At 59.6% G+C, this 13,628-nt stretch carries 10 protein-coding genes; 4 read left to right on the forward strand and 6 right to left on the reverse strand.

The annotated features are described in order from the left end of the window. Positions 1 to 1,213 (forward strand): peptidoglycan D,D-transpeptidase FtsI family protein (locus tag NW835_RS08440; protein ID WP_414415036.1); only part of this gene is annotated, 1,213 nt, incomplete at its 5' end. Positions 1,214 to 1,240: 27 nt separating this feature from the next. Here NW835_RS08440 and NW835_RS08445 read toward each other — a convergent pair. The 4 genes from NW835_RS08445 to NW835_RS08460 all read right to left on the reverse strand — a co-directional run bounded on the left by NW835_RS08445 (position 1,241) and on the right by NW835_RS08460 (position 6,428). Further along, complete coding sequence (locus tag NW835_RS08445; RefSeq protein WP_414415037.1) at positions 1,241 to 2,461, reverse strand: glycosyltransferase; 1,221 nt, start codon at positions 2,459 to 2,461, stop codon at positions 1,241 to 1,243. Positions 2,462 to 2,648: 187 nt separating this feature from the next. Next, the gene (locus NW835_RS08450; RefSeq protein ID WP_414415038.1) at positions 2,649 to 5,120 is read right to left on the reverse strand and encodes an HD family phosphohydrolase; all 2,472 of its coding nucleotides are present in this window, start codon (positions 5,118 to 5,120) and stop codon (positions 2,649 to 2,651) included. Between the two features lie 65 nt (positions 5,121 to 5,185). Then, positions 5,186 to 5,587, reverse strand: a complete 402-nt coding sequence (locus NW835_RS08455) for a plastocyanin/azurin family copper-binding protein (RefSeq protein WP_414415039.1) — start codon at positions 5,585 to 5,587, stop codon at positions 5,186 to 5,188. A gap of 91 nt (positions 5,588 to 5,678) precedes the next feature. Continuing rightward, complete coding sequence (locus NW835_RS08460; protein ID WP_414415040.1) at positions 5,679 to 6,428, reverse strand: 4'-phosphopantetheinyl transferase family protein; 750 nt, start codon at positions 6,426 to 6,428, stop codon at positions 5,679 to 5,681. On the opposite strand from NW835_RS08460, the gene NW835_RS08465 reads away from it, so the two are divergent. Together NW835_RS08465 and htpG are read left to right on the forward strand one after the other, a co-directional pair. After that, the gene (locus NW835_RS08465; RefSeq protein WP_414415041.1) at positions 6,427 to 7,872 is read left to right on the forward strand and encodes an LCP family protein; all 1,446 of its coding nucleotides are present in this window, start codon (positions 6,427 to 6,429) and stop codon (positions 7,870 to 7,872) included. The two genes, NW835_RS08460 and NW835_RS08465, sit on opposite strands and share 2 nt — an antisense overlap. A gap of 105 nt (positions 7,873 to 7,977) precedes the next feature. Further along, entirely contained in the window at positions 7,978 to 9,837 is a 1,860-nt protein-coding gene (gene htpG, locus NW835_RS08470; RefSeq protein ID WP_414415042.1) for a molecular chaperone HtpG, read from the forward strand. On the opposite strand, the gene ribH is transcribed toward htpG, so the two are convergent. After that, the gene (ribH, locus tag NW835_RS08475) at positions 9,831 to 10,421 is read right to left on the reverse strand and encodes a 6,7-dimethyl-8-ribityllumazine synthase (protein ID WP_414415043.1); all 591 of its coding nucleotides are present in this window, start codon (positions 10,419 to 10,421) and stop codon (positions 9,831 to 9,833) included. The genes htpG and ribH overlap by 7 nt on opposite strands. Positions 10,422 to 10,997: 576 nt before the next feature. Here ribH and NW835_RS08480 point away from each other — a divergent pair. Beyond that, on the forward strand, positions 10,998 to 12,026 hold the full coding sequence (locus NW835_RS08480; protein WP_414415044.1) for a LysR substrate-binding domain-containing protein: 1,029 nt from the start codon (positions 10,998 to 11,000) through the stop codon (positions 12,024 to 12,026). Here NW835_RS08480 and NW835_RS08485 read toward each other — a convergent pair. Continuing rightward, on the reverse strand, positions 11,908 to 13,628 hold a 1,721-nt coding region (locus NW835_RS08485), incomplete at its 5' end, for a tetratricopeptide repeat protein (protein ID WP_414415045.1). The genes NW835_RS08480 and NW835_RS08485 overlap by 119 nt on opposite strands.

Here is a 13,628-nt window from a genome sequence, read left to right on the forward strand (position 1 = left end):
CGGCCAAGCGGGGCTGGAGTACTCTCAACAGGTCTTGCTGGAGCGGACGGTTCAGCCTGTCACCCTTCCCCGCGATGGCTACGGCCAGTTGTTGGCGGCCGAAGTGCCGGAAGGACTGTTGCAATCCCAGGAGACGGTGCTGCAACTCACCCTGGATATGCGGCTGCAGCGGGCTGCCCGCGCCGCCCTGAAAACGCAACTGGAACGGTTTCAAGCCCTACGGGGCACCGTGATCGTCCTGCAACCTCACACGGGAGAGATCCTGGCCCTGGTGAGCGAGCCCACCTACGATCCCAACCGCTACTTCGAGTATGACCCTGCCCTCTTTCGCAACTGGGCCGTTACGGATTTGTACGAGCCGGGATCCACCTTTAAGCCCATCAACATCGCCATTGGGCTGGATGCCGGCGCCTTCACGGCCAACGAACGGGTCTACGACGAGGGACAGATCTGGATTGGCCGCTGGCCTATCCAAAACTACGACTACCGGCAGCGGGGAGGCCATGGCTGGATGAGCGTCACCGATATCCTGCGCCAGTCGAGCAATGTAGGCATGGTTCATCTGATGCGCAAGCTGGATCCCCGCCAGTATTACAATGCCCTGCTACGGTTGGGATTTAACGAGCCCAGCGGCGTGGATTTGCCCTTTGAACCGGCCAGCCGCCTGAAACCCCTGCGGCAATTCGTAACCGTGCCGGTGGAGCGGGCCACCGTTGCTTTTGGCCAGGGTCTGGCCCTGACCCCCCTGCAGTTGGCCGCCATGCATTGCATCATTGCCAACGGCGGGCTGAAAGTGCGGCCCCACGTGGTGCGCGGTCTGGTTGAAAAGGATACTGACACCTTGGTTTGGGGATCCCCCCAACCCCAGCCGGTACGGGTGTTGTCGGAGCAGGCCACCCTGGCGGTGCGCATCCAAATGCGGGACGTGGTGGATTTTGGCACCGGGCAATCGGCCAAGATCGAGGGATATGAAATCGGCGGCAAAACAGGCACGGCCCAGAAAGCAGGGCCGCAGGGAGGCTATCTGCCCGGCAAGCGCATCACCAGTTTTGTGGCCTATTTCCCCGCCCTTCGCCCCCAGTACGTGATCTTGGCCGTGATCGACGAGCCGCGGGGAGAAGATGCCTTTGGATCGACAACGGCGGCTCCTGTGGTTCGCTCGGTTATCCAGGAGATCATCACCCTGGAAGGGATCCGCCCCAACTCCACCTAGCCTCTGGCCCCCGAGCGAAAGCTGGGATCAGGACTGGCTGCCCTCGGCATTCGACTTCGCTGCCACCCGCCAGCTTAGTTTAGCGTTGAGATAAAAGTTCCAAAATACAACAATGCCAATTGCAATCAAGTTAGCCAACAGATAGTGAATGCCCAGGCGCTCACTCAGCAAGATCAACAACGAAGAGTTGAGCAGCAAGCCGATCAGGCAAATGACATTAAACTTAACCAATCGCTTCAGACGATTCCAGAGGCCTGGCTGTAGCCGAGTGACATGGCGAAAGGTCCACAGGTCGTTCCAGAGGAAGTTGTTGAGAATGGCCACCTCAGAGGCGATGAGTTTGCTGATAGCCAGATCCCACCCTAAGTTGTTGGGATCGTGCAACAGATACAGCAACGTCATATCCACAAATGTGCCGGATAGGCCGACCGTGCTAAAGCGCAAAAAGGATCCCATCTGGCCTAGGGAGAAGCGAAGAGCAATAAGGTGGTGGAGATACTGGAGGCAGGTTTGCAGTTGGATTTTGCTCTCGCCGTTTTGGCGCTCCTGGAAGATATAGCCGACCTCAGCTATGGTCTTCACCCGGCCCCGCGCCAGCACCTCGATCAAGAGCTTGTAGCCCTTGGGGCTGAGCGGGATCCCGGCAATGGCTTGGCGTCTAACCAGAAACAACCCGCTGAGCGGATCCGACACCCGCCTGAAAACCCCCGGCAGCAAAACCAGCCCAATAGCCTGGGCTCCCCGGGAGACGAGGCGCCGGCCCAGGTTCCAGTGGCTCACCCCCCCCGACTCCACGTAGCGGCTGCCCACCACCAGGTCTGCCCCTTGCTGAATAGGGGGCCACAACTTGAGGATGATCTCTGGCGGATGCTGCAAGTCTCCATCCATCACCCCCAGCACCTCGCCGCGGGCAACTTGCCATCCCCGTAACACGGCGGTAGCCAGGCCCCGTTCGTGTTGGCGGCAGATAACCTGCAGTTGGGGGAATTCCTCTTGTAGTTCTTGGGCCACTTTGGCCGTGCAATCCGGGCTGTTGTCATCTACCACAATCAGCTCGTAGGCTCCTGGCAGAATTGCGTCCAGGTGGGCACACAACTGCCGGATTAGGCTGCCAATGCTGGAGGCCTCGTTGTAGGTGGGGATAACCAGCGAAAGTTGGACAGGGCTAGGCCGGGAAAGAGGCGGGAGCTGAATAGGGACTGCCGAAAGTTTGGGAGGGTTGGAGGAAGCAGGAGCTGCATAAGGCATTCAGCAGGCCATCCAAAAACGATGGTAAAGGATCCTGAGCATAGAGCTTGAGTGCGGGTCAAGCTGAAACCTTGGAGCTGTTTCGCTTCGCAACAGCGCCACGCGCCACCGGCGCAAATGATCCCCTATCGTACCGATGGATGAGCTCTAGAACTAGACTTTTCTCTCCCTACCCAGCTCGCCGAGGCTAGGGGGATCCTGTCGAAGGAGTCATCAACACAGGCATCTCGGCCTGGGCAGAGTCGGGCTCAGGCAAGGGTGGGGCAGGGGCAGGACTGGGGTAGGGAATGCGCTCGTGGTTGGACTCTCGCCAAACTTCCACAAAAGCCTCGGCCACTATCTCCAGATCCTCCAGCGTCAGGCCGCTATCGACCAGTTGGCCATCTTGCCAACGGGCCTGGGCAATTTTGCGGACAACAGCCTTGGCCCGCTCAACCACCTCAGGGCCAAAGCCGTCGCTCAGGGTCATGCTGCGCAGGGCCGCCTCACAAGCATCGGCAAGCATTACCACCCCTGTCTCCTTGCTCTGGGGGATAGGGCCATCGTAGCGGAACAGCTCCTCGGGCACCGGCTGATCCCCGGCTTTCAGCCGAGCTTGGTGGTAGAAATAGGCGATCAAAATTGTTCCCTGGTGTTCGGGAATGAAGGCCCGCACAGCGGTGGGCAACTTGTACTGCTTGGCCAGGCGCAGTCCATCGCTGACGTGGGCCTTGATGATCTGGGCGCTGCGGTAGGGATCGTCCAGTTGCGTATGAGGGTTGAGGCCGCCCATCTGGTTTTCGATGAAGTAGCGGGCCTGCAGCATTTTGCCGATGTCGTGGTAGAGGGTGCCGGTGCGCACCAACTCCACGTTGAGGTTCAGCTTCTGGGCAGCTCGTTCCGCCAAGGTGGCTACAAACAGGGTGTGCTGGAAGGTGCCGGGGGCTTCTGCCGCCAGCCGCCGCAGCAGGGTGCGGTTGGGGTTGCTCAACTCGATGAGGCGAATAGGGGTGGCCAGGTCGAACAAGCGCTCCAGGTAGGGGCTGGCTCCCAGCGCCACAATGCTCCACCCCAGCGTGATCCCTCCCCCCAAGGCCATCGCCAATAGGTCGATGCCGCCAGTTGTGGTCAAGCTAACAGCCGCATAGGTGAGCATCTGCACCGCCGCCGCCCCTCCTCCCAACAAGGCCAGCTCTTCCCGAGAGCGGGAGCGCCCGGCCAGGGCGCAGGCCACCACACTGCCGGAAAGCAAGGGTGCGAAGGTGAGCAGATTGGCAGAGGAGACCAACGGCAAAAGTAACGCCTGGCCCACCACCACCAGCAGGCCCAGCCCTGCCCCGTAAAAACTGCCCAGCAACAGCCCCACCGCCGGCAAGGAGCTGAACTCCAGCTTGAACAAAGTTGCCACAAGCGGAGCAGTCAGGGAAACCATCAGGATCAACACCCGATCCCGGCGGCGCAATCCCGGCTGCAAGCGTTGCTGCAAGGGGACGAAAATGGCCAAGCCCAAGCCCATAACGCCAGCCACCCCCACCAGGCCCCAGACGTTGATCCTGCGCTGGGTAAAACCAAAGTGATCCAAAATCAAAAAGATCTCGGGGGTGATGATCTGATCTGCTCGCACAATCACCTGGTTTTCCGCAACCGAGATCAGGACGGGCTCAACTTTTTCCAGCTCGGCGCGAATGCGCTGCTCGGTGCGCTGCGGATCCACCTCCAGATTGGGGATCAGCACCTGCTGCAGCCACTGATAGACCAGCCCCTGCAGCTCCTGCCGCTGGGCGGCACTGCCTGGAAAGGCCAGCTCGTCCAGTTGGGCTTGGATCCCTTCAGCGCGCACCTCGCGGGGCAGGCCATCCACAATGCCTATCTTCTGCAGGCGCTCCAAGACCCGCCGGCTCAGGCCCTGGAGCTGCTGCCACTCAGTCTCTGTTAAGTTGAGAACCGTGGCCGCGACAGGGGGGGTGAGCTGTTCCAGAGCCTCCAGAGCCGCCCGATAGCGCTGTTGTGCCGCCTCCACCTGGGCAATTAACTGGGTATAGGGATCCGTGGCCGCCGTCTGAGTGGCCGCCCCATCCAACCAGGCCCGCTGCCAAACCTCGACCAGCTCTTGCCGGGCCCGCTGCTCTGGAAAAAGCGGCTCCAGACGTCCAGCAACCTCTTCCGACAGAGAGTGAGTGGCTGCACGGGTGCGGATGGCCTCTTGTCGGACACGAGCCTGAAGGAGTTCCCACTCTTCTGGGGCAAGCTGGCGCAGGTAGATCTGCGTTGGCAGAGATAGCAATTGGACAGAAACATAGGGCAGAGAACCTGCCTCTTGTCGGATGGCCTCCACCGCTGCCAGGAGAGCCTCCAGATTTTGCCGCATGCTCTCGTTGGCGGTGCTGTTGATTTTGAGGGCTTGCACCACGCGCCGTCGCGCCTCGGCCTGCCGGGCCTGGGTAGCCTCCACATCTTCGATCTCTGCCGCAGCAGGAGCGAGGAAGGTTTGCGGGGAGCGGCTGCCGACGGTCAGTTGCGGCTCGTTGTAGTAGCGGATCCCGTGAACAGCAGTGAGGGAGAGAAGCGCTAGGGCATAGCCGGCAACCCGCTCCGGCAGGGGGGGCCTGGTTTTGCGAGGAGAGGCTACCTGGCGTCGCCGAGTCCAGTGTTCCACGATGGGGCTGAGCAGGTTTTTCATGCGATTTGCCTGGCAGCGTCTTTCTCTTTTCTATCCCCTTTTGCCCCCCTAGCCCAGGAGATAGCCTAGTCGCCAATGGTAATCTGCCCAATCATGCCCGCTTCGGCGTGGCCAGGAATGGTACAGACCAAAGAATAAACTCCAGATTTCAGGGGAATAAACTGCCACTCCACTGCCGCACCTGGCTTCAGCTCCAGTTCTCGGATCTGGCCCTTGATTTCCACACCGGCCACTTCCAACTTGCGAGTCCAAACGGCATCGGCAAAATCTTTGGCGCTGAAATAGTGCTTCAACTGGCTGGGGTTGCTCAAGTGCAAACGGTAGAGGTTGCCGTTGCGAAAAAAGAGCTCCTTGGGCACAAACACCAACTGGTTATCGGCAGTACCTAACTCGACAGCTTTGTCCTGGGGCGTTTGCCGCGACAGATCCCGCGCCCAGACCGGATGCGGGATCCCGCCGATCGACATCCCCAGACAGAGGCTCAATATCAGGAGATAACGCAACCCACGCAACATAACCCCAACATGAAAACTCGGCCTGAAAACCCAAGATAGCAGTTCAAGCGGGAGTGAAGAGATCTGCGCCTTGGCAGAGCTGCACCGTCGGGACTGGCCCGCCCACTTCCAGTCGTTCCATCGCCACAGCGGCAACGTAGCCCTCGGCAACCCGCAGGGGCAGGGTCAGCCAGCAGGGATCCCCGGCCCCGGCCCTGGCTCCGGCCAGCCCCACGCCCATGGCTTTCAGGAGAGCCTCTTTCTGCGTCCACAGCTCCAGGAAAACCCTCTCCCGCTCTGCCGGTGGACAGGCCAACAGACGAGCCTGCTCGGCGGCGGAAAAATAGCGTCGGGCAATGCGTGGCCAGCGGGGCACGGGTCGGATCCACTCCAAGTCCACCCCGATCCGGGCTTGCCACATCAGGCCGACCAGGACGCGCTCGCGGGAGTGGCTGAGGTTGAACTGCAGCGGTAGGGGTGGATCCGGCCAATAGGGCTTGCCGGCGGCGGTGTAGCCGAGGGGGATCGCGCGGGGAGGGAGGCCGCTGTAGCGGCCAAGCAGGGTTCGCAACAGCAAACGACCACCCAGAAAGCGACGCCGATCCTCCATCCGCTGTAAACGCTCCGCGCGCTGCCGTTCCTCATGGGAAAGAAGGTCGAGCTGGGAGAGCAACTCCGCCAGCGGCGGCAAGACTTGTAGCCACAGGTGCACCTCCGACTTCGCCAGCAACAGTTGCAGGGATCCCGCCGGGGAAGCTGCCGTCTCGCCGAAGTTGGGTATGGACAGTCCTAGAGAATAAGGATGCGGTAACATGACCTTGAATTGGTGGGGTTGGCAACACCCCCTAAACAGTACACCCCTTCCTGCAGGCGCCCGCGAGGCTCGGCCCGACCTGATGTCCTCCTTCCAGTATCCACCCCGCCCAGACCGTGTCCGCGCCGCTCGTCAGCAGGCCATCCGCCAGGGGATTCTCTGGCTGTTGTTGGGATTCACGGCTGTGTTGTCAGGTTCTGCCGGTGCCTTCTTGGCCGTGATGCTGCCTCGTCAGGTGATTCCCACCTCCCTGACTGCCAAAGAACAGGAGGCCTTCCGACCGGATGCCCTGCGCGCTGCCGCTCTGGATCGATCCTTGCACATTCTCATCCTCGGTACCGACAACCCGGATCCCACCCTGCCTTTGTCCACAGAACGGGAGCGTCTCAACACCCGCACCGACACCATCCTCTTGGCCCGTTTTGATCCACAGGCGCAGCGGATCACTGTCCTATCGATCCCTCGCGATACCCGCGTGCGCTTGCCTGGCTTTGGTGTAACCAAGATCAATGCGGCCAACTTGGCAGGGGGCCCGGCGCTGGTGGCCCAGGTGGTCAGCACCTTGCTGGGCGGGATCCCGATTGACCGCTATGTTCGCCTCAATACCGAGGCCCTGGAAGCTTTGATTGACGCAGTGGGGGGTGTGGAGGTCTATGTGCCGGAGCCCATGCACTATGTGGATCACACGCAGCAGTTGTTTATTAACCTAGAGCCTGGCTGGCACCGCCTCAATGGCGAACAAGCCCATCACTTTGCCCGCTTCCGCCGCGACCACCTGGGCTTGGGGGATATCGGTCGGGTACAACGGCAACAGGAGCTGCTGCGGGCCCTGAGCCGGGAACTGCTCTCCCCTGCTGTCTGGCCGCGCATCCCGAAGGTTTTGCAGGTCGTCCGCACCCACCTAGAGACCAACCTCACCTGGGAAGAGGTTCTGAGCTTGGCCAAGTTCGTCCTCACCTCTGGGGACGATCGCATCGACCTGGTGCTGTTGCCGGGCCGCTTCAGCCAGCCGGGAGAGTTTGCCACCAGCTACTGGCTGCCAGATTTGGCCGGGATCCGCCGCCTGGCCGTGACCCACTTTGGCCTGGAGGCGGAAGTAGCTCCCATCTCGCCGCACCGCCTGCGCATAGCTGTGCAAAATGCTACCGGAGAGCCGGGGATGGCCCGCCGCGTGGTGCAAGAACTGGTTCGACAGGGCTATACCCAGGTTTTTGCCGTCGAAGACAGCCCCCAGGTGTTGCCGCAAACGGAGATCCTCGCCCAAAGCGGGGATCGGGAAGGAGCCAAGCAGGTTCGCGCTGCCCTTGGCCTGGGAGAGCTGCGGGTGGAATCCACCGGCGTTCTCAACTCCGACATCACCATTCGCGTTGGGCAAGATTGGGCCCACCAGCTTACCCTTGATATCGACCAGGCGCAGAGTCCGGCCAGAGGGGCTCAGCTCTAGAGCCGGTTCGGTTGCGGGTGCGGATTTCTGGAAAAAGTTCAGCTTGTCGGGGCCTTTGCTACCTCTGTAGATTGGCACTGAGCTTGTTGAAGTGCCGAGCCATCTATGACTGTGCTGGAACAGGGATCCATCACCATCCACACCGAGAACATTTTCCCCATCATCAAGCAGTCTCTCTATTCGGATCGGGAGATTTTTTTGCGGGAGCTGATCTCTAATGCTGCCGATGCCATTGCCAAGCTCAAGATGGCCAAACTGGCCGGCGAAGTGGCGGATCCCCCGGAGCCGGAGATCGTGATCGCGCTCAACAAAGAGGCCAAGACCCTCTCGGTCAGCGACACCGGCATCGGTATGACTGCCGAAGAGGTAAAAAAGTACATCAACCAGGTGGCCTTTTCCAGCGCTGAGGAGTTCCTTCAAAAGTACAAAGGCAAAGAGGCAGAACAGGCGATCATCGGCCACTTTGGCCTGGGATTCTATTCCTCTTTTATGGTGGCGCAGCGGGTGGAGATCGACACCCTTTCCTATCAGCCCGGCAGCACGCCTGTGCAGTGGTCTTGCGACGGCAGCCCAACTTTTACCCTTTCCGATTCGCAGCGCTCCGCCATCGGCACCACCGTCACCCTTTACCTCAGCCCGGATAGCGAGGAGTATCTGGAGCCAAGCCGCATCCGCGAATTGGTGCGCAAATACTGCGACTTCATTCCCGTCCCTATTAAACTCAACGGAGAAGTCATCAATCGCCAGAGGCCCCTCTGGAAGATTCCTCCCTCTGAGCTCAAGGATGAGGATTACCTAGAGTTTTACCGCTACCTCTATCCCTTCCAAGAGGATCCCCACTTCTGGGTACACATCAACACGGATTATCCCTTCATCGTGCAAGGGATCCTCTACTTCCCCAAGTTGCGCCCGGATATCGATCCCACCAAGGGCCAGGTCAAGCTATTTTGCAACCAGGTTTTTGTCCAGGATAACTGCGAAGAAGTCATTCCCAAATTCCTCCTGCCTCTGCGCGGTGCCATCGACAGCCCGGATATTCCCCTCAACGTCTCCCGCAGCTTCCTGCAAAATGACCGCACCGTCAGGCGCATCGGGGATCACATCGCCAAAAAGGTGGCGGATCGCCTCAACGAGCTTTACAAAGAAGACTACGAAAAATATGTCAAGGTCTGGCCCGACATTAGCCTCTTCATGAAGTTTGGGGCGATGAACAACGACAAGTTCTTCGCCCAGATTAAAGACATTCTCATTTTCCGAGTGGCCGGATCCCCTGCCGATAAACCGGAGTACGTGACCCTCAAAGCATACCTGGAGCGCACGCGGGAAAAGCAAAACAAGCGGGTTTACTACGCCACCGACGAAGCAGCCCAGAGCGCCTACATCGACCTGCACCGCTCCCAGGGCCTGGAGGTCATCATGCTGGATAGCTGGATCGACAGCCATTTCAGCAGCTTCCTGGAGCGGGAGTATCGGGAAGAAGGGATCCAATTTAAGCGGGTGGATTCCGAGCTGGACGAGACGCTGATCCAGAAAGACAAAGCTGCCGATCTCGTCGATCCCATCACACAAAAAACCCGCAGCGAAAAGCTGGTGGATCTGTTCCGTCAGGCTTTGGGCAAAGAGAAGCTGCAGATCAAAGCCAAGGCCCTCAAGTCTGAGTCAGTTCCGGCCATGATCCTGCTGCCGGAGGCGCTGCGGCGCCTGCAGGAGCTCAATGCCATCCTGCAACAAAAGCCCATAGAGTTTCTGGAAGAACACACCCTAGTTCTCAACACCGCCCACCCCTTGATCCAAAACCTGCAGGCTCTGGCCGAGGAGGGGCGGGATCCAGAGCTGGTCAACCTCATCTGCAATCACATCTACGATCTGGCGCTGATTACCCAGAAAAGCTTTGACCCCGCAGCCGCACGGGCCTTTGTGCAGCGCTCCAACGAGGTGCTCACCCGTCTAACCCGCCGTCAGTAGGCGGCACTCTCCAAAGTTACCCCCGGCTGCAGCGCCTCTGCTCCACCGGGCAGAGAGGGACGGGAGGCCGCTCCATTGTTGCCAGCCCTGTCACTCCCTTGCAACAGGGGAGCTACTTGGCGCATCAGGGTGGCCATCTCCAGGGCACTCATGGCGTATTCCCAGCCTTTGTTGTTCTTGATCCCGGCCCGCTCCAGCGCCTGCTGCAGAGTATCGGCAGTGAGGATCCCGAAAATGACTGGCACGCCGGTGCGAAAACTCGCTGCCGCGATCCCCTTGGCCACCTCTGCTGCCACATAGTCAAAGTGAGGGGTTTGGCCGCGAATCACCGCCCCCAAGCAGATGATGGCATCGTAACGGCGGGACTGGGCCAGTTGGTGGGCTACCACAGGCACCTCAAAGCTGCCGGGCACCCAGTAATAGTCCACCTGCTGGCTCTCCGAGCTGACATCGATGCCATGCCGCTTCAGGGCATCCTGGCACCCCTCCAACAATTTGCCGGCTATCAAATCGTTAAACCGACTGATAACAATGGCCAGACGCAGATCCCCCGTCTGAACAAAATTGCCTTCGTAAATTGCCATCTGCACTGCTCCGGAAAAAACCACGGGTTGCTCCACACCGCAAAACCGTGTTTTCTGATCGGGAACGACTCCCGACACTCATCTTCGTTGAGTCAACACACCATGGCTTACGCCCCGCTGCGCGCACCGATAGCGTACGGGCTTCACGCTTCACAGACTTGTTGGTACAGAGGTCTCAGCGTGCGGCCACCCGTGCGACCCACGGCGGGAAACTCTCCAGAGATTGAACTTGTTCTCCTTAACTGTAGCAGGAACGGCTTTCATCCCGACACTGATTGGCTCTTGAGTAAACAAAATTACAGTGTGGGGCTTGCTGCCGATGAAGCCAATGCACCCTTCTCCTCCGGATCTGCCCAAACAGGGGTGGCGGCACCTGGCCTTCGGCATTCCCACAGGAGCTGAACGGCTCGCCAATCCCTCCCCGTCCTCCAGAAGAAGAGCCTGCGGAGACGCGCTCGAGCCGGCGGGCCCTCAGGGAAATCTCGCCAAGGGTCATAGCCTCAGGGAAATCTCACCAAGGGTCATAGATTGAGGTTTATGATTTAAGAGTAAATCTTTAGTGCTCCTTGATTCTCCATGAAGGCCATTACGCTGCACCAGTTACAAATCTTCGAGGTTGCTGCCCGTCATCTCAGCTTCACCCGTGCCGCTGAGGAGCTTTACCTGACCCAGCCCACGATTTCCATGCAGATCAAGCAATTGAGCAAATCGGTGGGGTTGCCGCTGTTTGAACAGGTGGGCAAGCGGCTCTATCTCACAGAGGCGGGGCAAGCTTTGTACCAGACTTGCCAAAAAATCTTTGAGCAGTTGAACCAATTTGAGATGACCCTCGCCGACCTAAAGGGGTTAAAACAGGGACGGCTGAGCATTGGGGTTGTCACCACTGCTAAGTACTTTATTCCTCGCCTGCTGGGGCTATTTTGTCAGCAGTACCCCGGCATCGATGTATCCCTCAAGGTGCTGAACCGGCAGCAGGTTCTGGAGGGGCTAAGCAACAACATGGATGATCTCTATGTAATGGGGATGCCGCCGGAAGATTTGGATGTAGTGGCGCAACCCTTTCTGGAAAATCCCTTGGTGGTGATGGCTCCTATTCACCATCCTTTGGTGGGCCAGAAGCGGATCCCCCTGGCCCGTATTGCTCAAGAGCCCTTCTTGGCCCGCGAACCCGGCTCCGGCACCCGCATGGCAGTGGAGCGGCTCTTCGACAAACATAACCTCAAGCTCAACATCCGCATGGAGATAGGCAGTAGCGAAGCCATTCGCCAGGGCATCATTGGCGGGCTGGGCATTTCGGTTTTGTCTCAGCATGTGTTGGCTCTGGGGGATTGGCAACACCATTTGGCCATTTTGGATGTGGAAGAGTTTCCCATCCGTGGATTTTGGCATTTGGTCTATTTGCGCTCCAAGCGCCTCTCGGTGGTAGCCAAAGCTTTTGCCGATTTCCTGCTTTCTCAAGTTTCTCAAATGGATCTGGATCTTCCTCCTAAAGAGCTGCACAGAGCCAACTCAAATCCCAATCCAGATTGGCTTTCTGGCAAAGGGGATAGACTGCAGCCGCCAGCTCTTGTTTCAACCCCTGGAGGCCCCGAATATCATGGGTAAAAAAGACCTGTAAAAATGCCAAATAGGCCCGTGCCCAATCGTCTTCGGGATCCAGCTCGACAATCCGCTGAAAATGCTGCTGGGCTGCTTCTGGCTGCAGCAGCGCCACCTCCATTAGGCCCAGTTCGTAGTGGCTTTGAATTTGGCGCTCGATTTGGCCTTGGTCAGCAGCCTGTTGCTGTTCTCCCTCCAGAAGCTGGCGTGTCAGGATGCGATCCGGGTCGGTTGCGAAAGTGGCATACTGCAAAGTTGTCCAGGCGTTGAGGTAGAGGGAGAGCGCCTCCAGATCCCCAGCCGCAGCCGCCCTAGCTGCCTGTCGCAGGGGAAAGAGGAGATCTCCTGGCGGGATAAGGGATCCCTTTTCCCTACCAGGAGACCCACGCCAGTGCTGTCTTAGCGACCGGCGCATTCCTTTGGGGGGTTGCCACTCCAGGTGGAGGATTCCTTCTTCTCCGGCAGACTCTGGCCAGAGGGGCAAGGTCAAAATTTCCTCTACCTGCCAATTGCTCCTGGTGCGGGGTTGCAGGCGGTTCTGACCCACCACCCAGGCCTGCTCCGCCAAGATCTGCTCCTGGGGATTTTCCAACCGCGCCCAGACTAGCGTTCGGGCCAAGTCCTGGGCCGGGCCCTGCCAGCGCAGCCGCCAGGCCGGGATCCCTTCATCTGGGAAGACCTTGAGCTGCAGCAGCTCCACTTCCTCTACTGGAGCAGGCACCTCTTGCAGCACAACCCTGGGCGGGGTGGGGAAGTAGGTGTACAGCCGGCCCACCGCTTGTAGTTCAAAATGCTCTTGCTGCCAGTCCGGACTCTTGTCTAGGAGTTGCCGAATTTGCTCCTTAGCTGGACCATAGGGGCCGACAATTCCCTGCTCCCCTGGCGCATCCACAAACCCATCCAGGAGCGCCAGCTCCAGCTCCGGCCAAGGGGTTTGCCCGGCACCGCGGAAGGTGATTGGCCAGCGCTGCAGAGCGGCCAGGTAGCTGAGCGTCTCGGACGAAATCAGCTCAGTGTTGGGAAGAACGCCCAGGGTGGTGGCCAAACCTGGCTGCACCAGGGATCCAATCCACCGCGTCAGCTCCTGCTGGGGGTGCTGCCCCTGCCAGTGCATTTGGATCCCCTTCCAGAGAGGGGCCACGCCAGGGGTGAGGGGCTGCCCCAGGTTGAGCAGGGCCAGGGATCCCAAGGCTAGGCTCAGGCCAACTCCCTGCCGCAGTGCCCTTTGCCCCCAGCGCGCCCCCAGCCACCGCCAGCCTTTGCCCAGCCCACCCGCTGATAGGATGGCTAGCAGGGGCAACAGCGGCAGCGTAAAGCGCACATCCTTAATGGCTACCAGGGTGTAGAGCAAGTAGCCCGAGCCGTAGAGGCCCCACAGGAGAGTCTCCCGCCGGCTTGGGGATCCCCAGAGCGAAAGCAGCGGCAAGGGGCACAAAAAAGGGCTCATCTGCAGGGGCAAAACGCGAAGGTAGGCCGTCCACCAGCAGAGGGATCCCGCTGGGCAGGTGACGTAGTAATGGGCAGTCTCGGCATAGGCCCAGCCGTTGCTGAAGACAAACAGCCAATTGGCTCCATACCAGGGCCAGCACAAGAGCAGCGTCACCCCCA

The organism is Synechococcus sp. OH2, from assembly GCF_047462155.1.
In the GTDB taxonomy this organism is placed as follows: domain Bacteria; phylum Cyanobacteriota; class Cyanobacteriia; order Thermostichales; family Thermostichaceae; genus Thermostichus.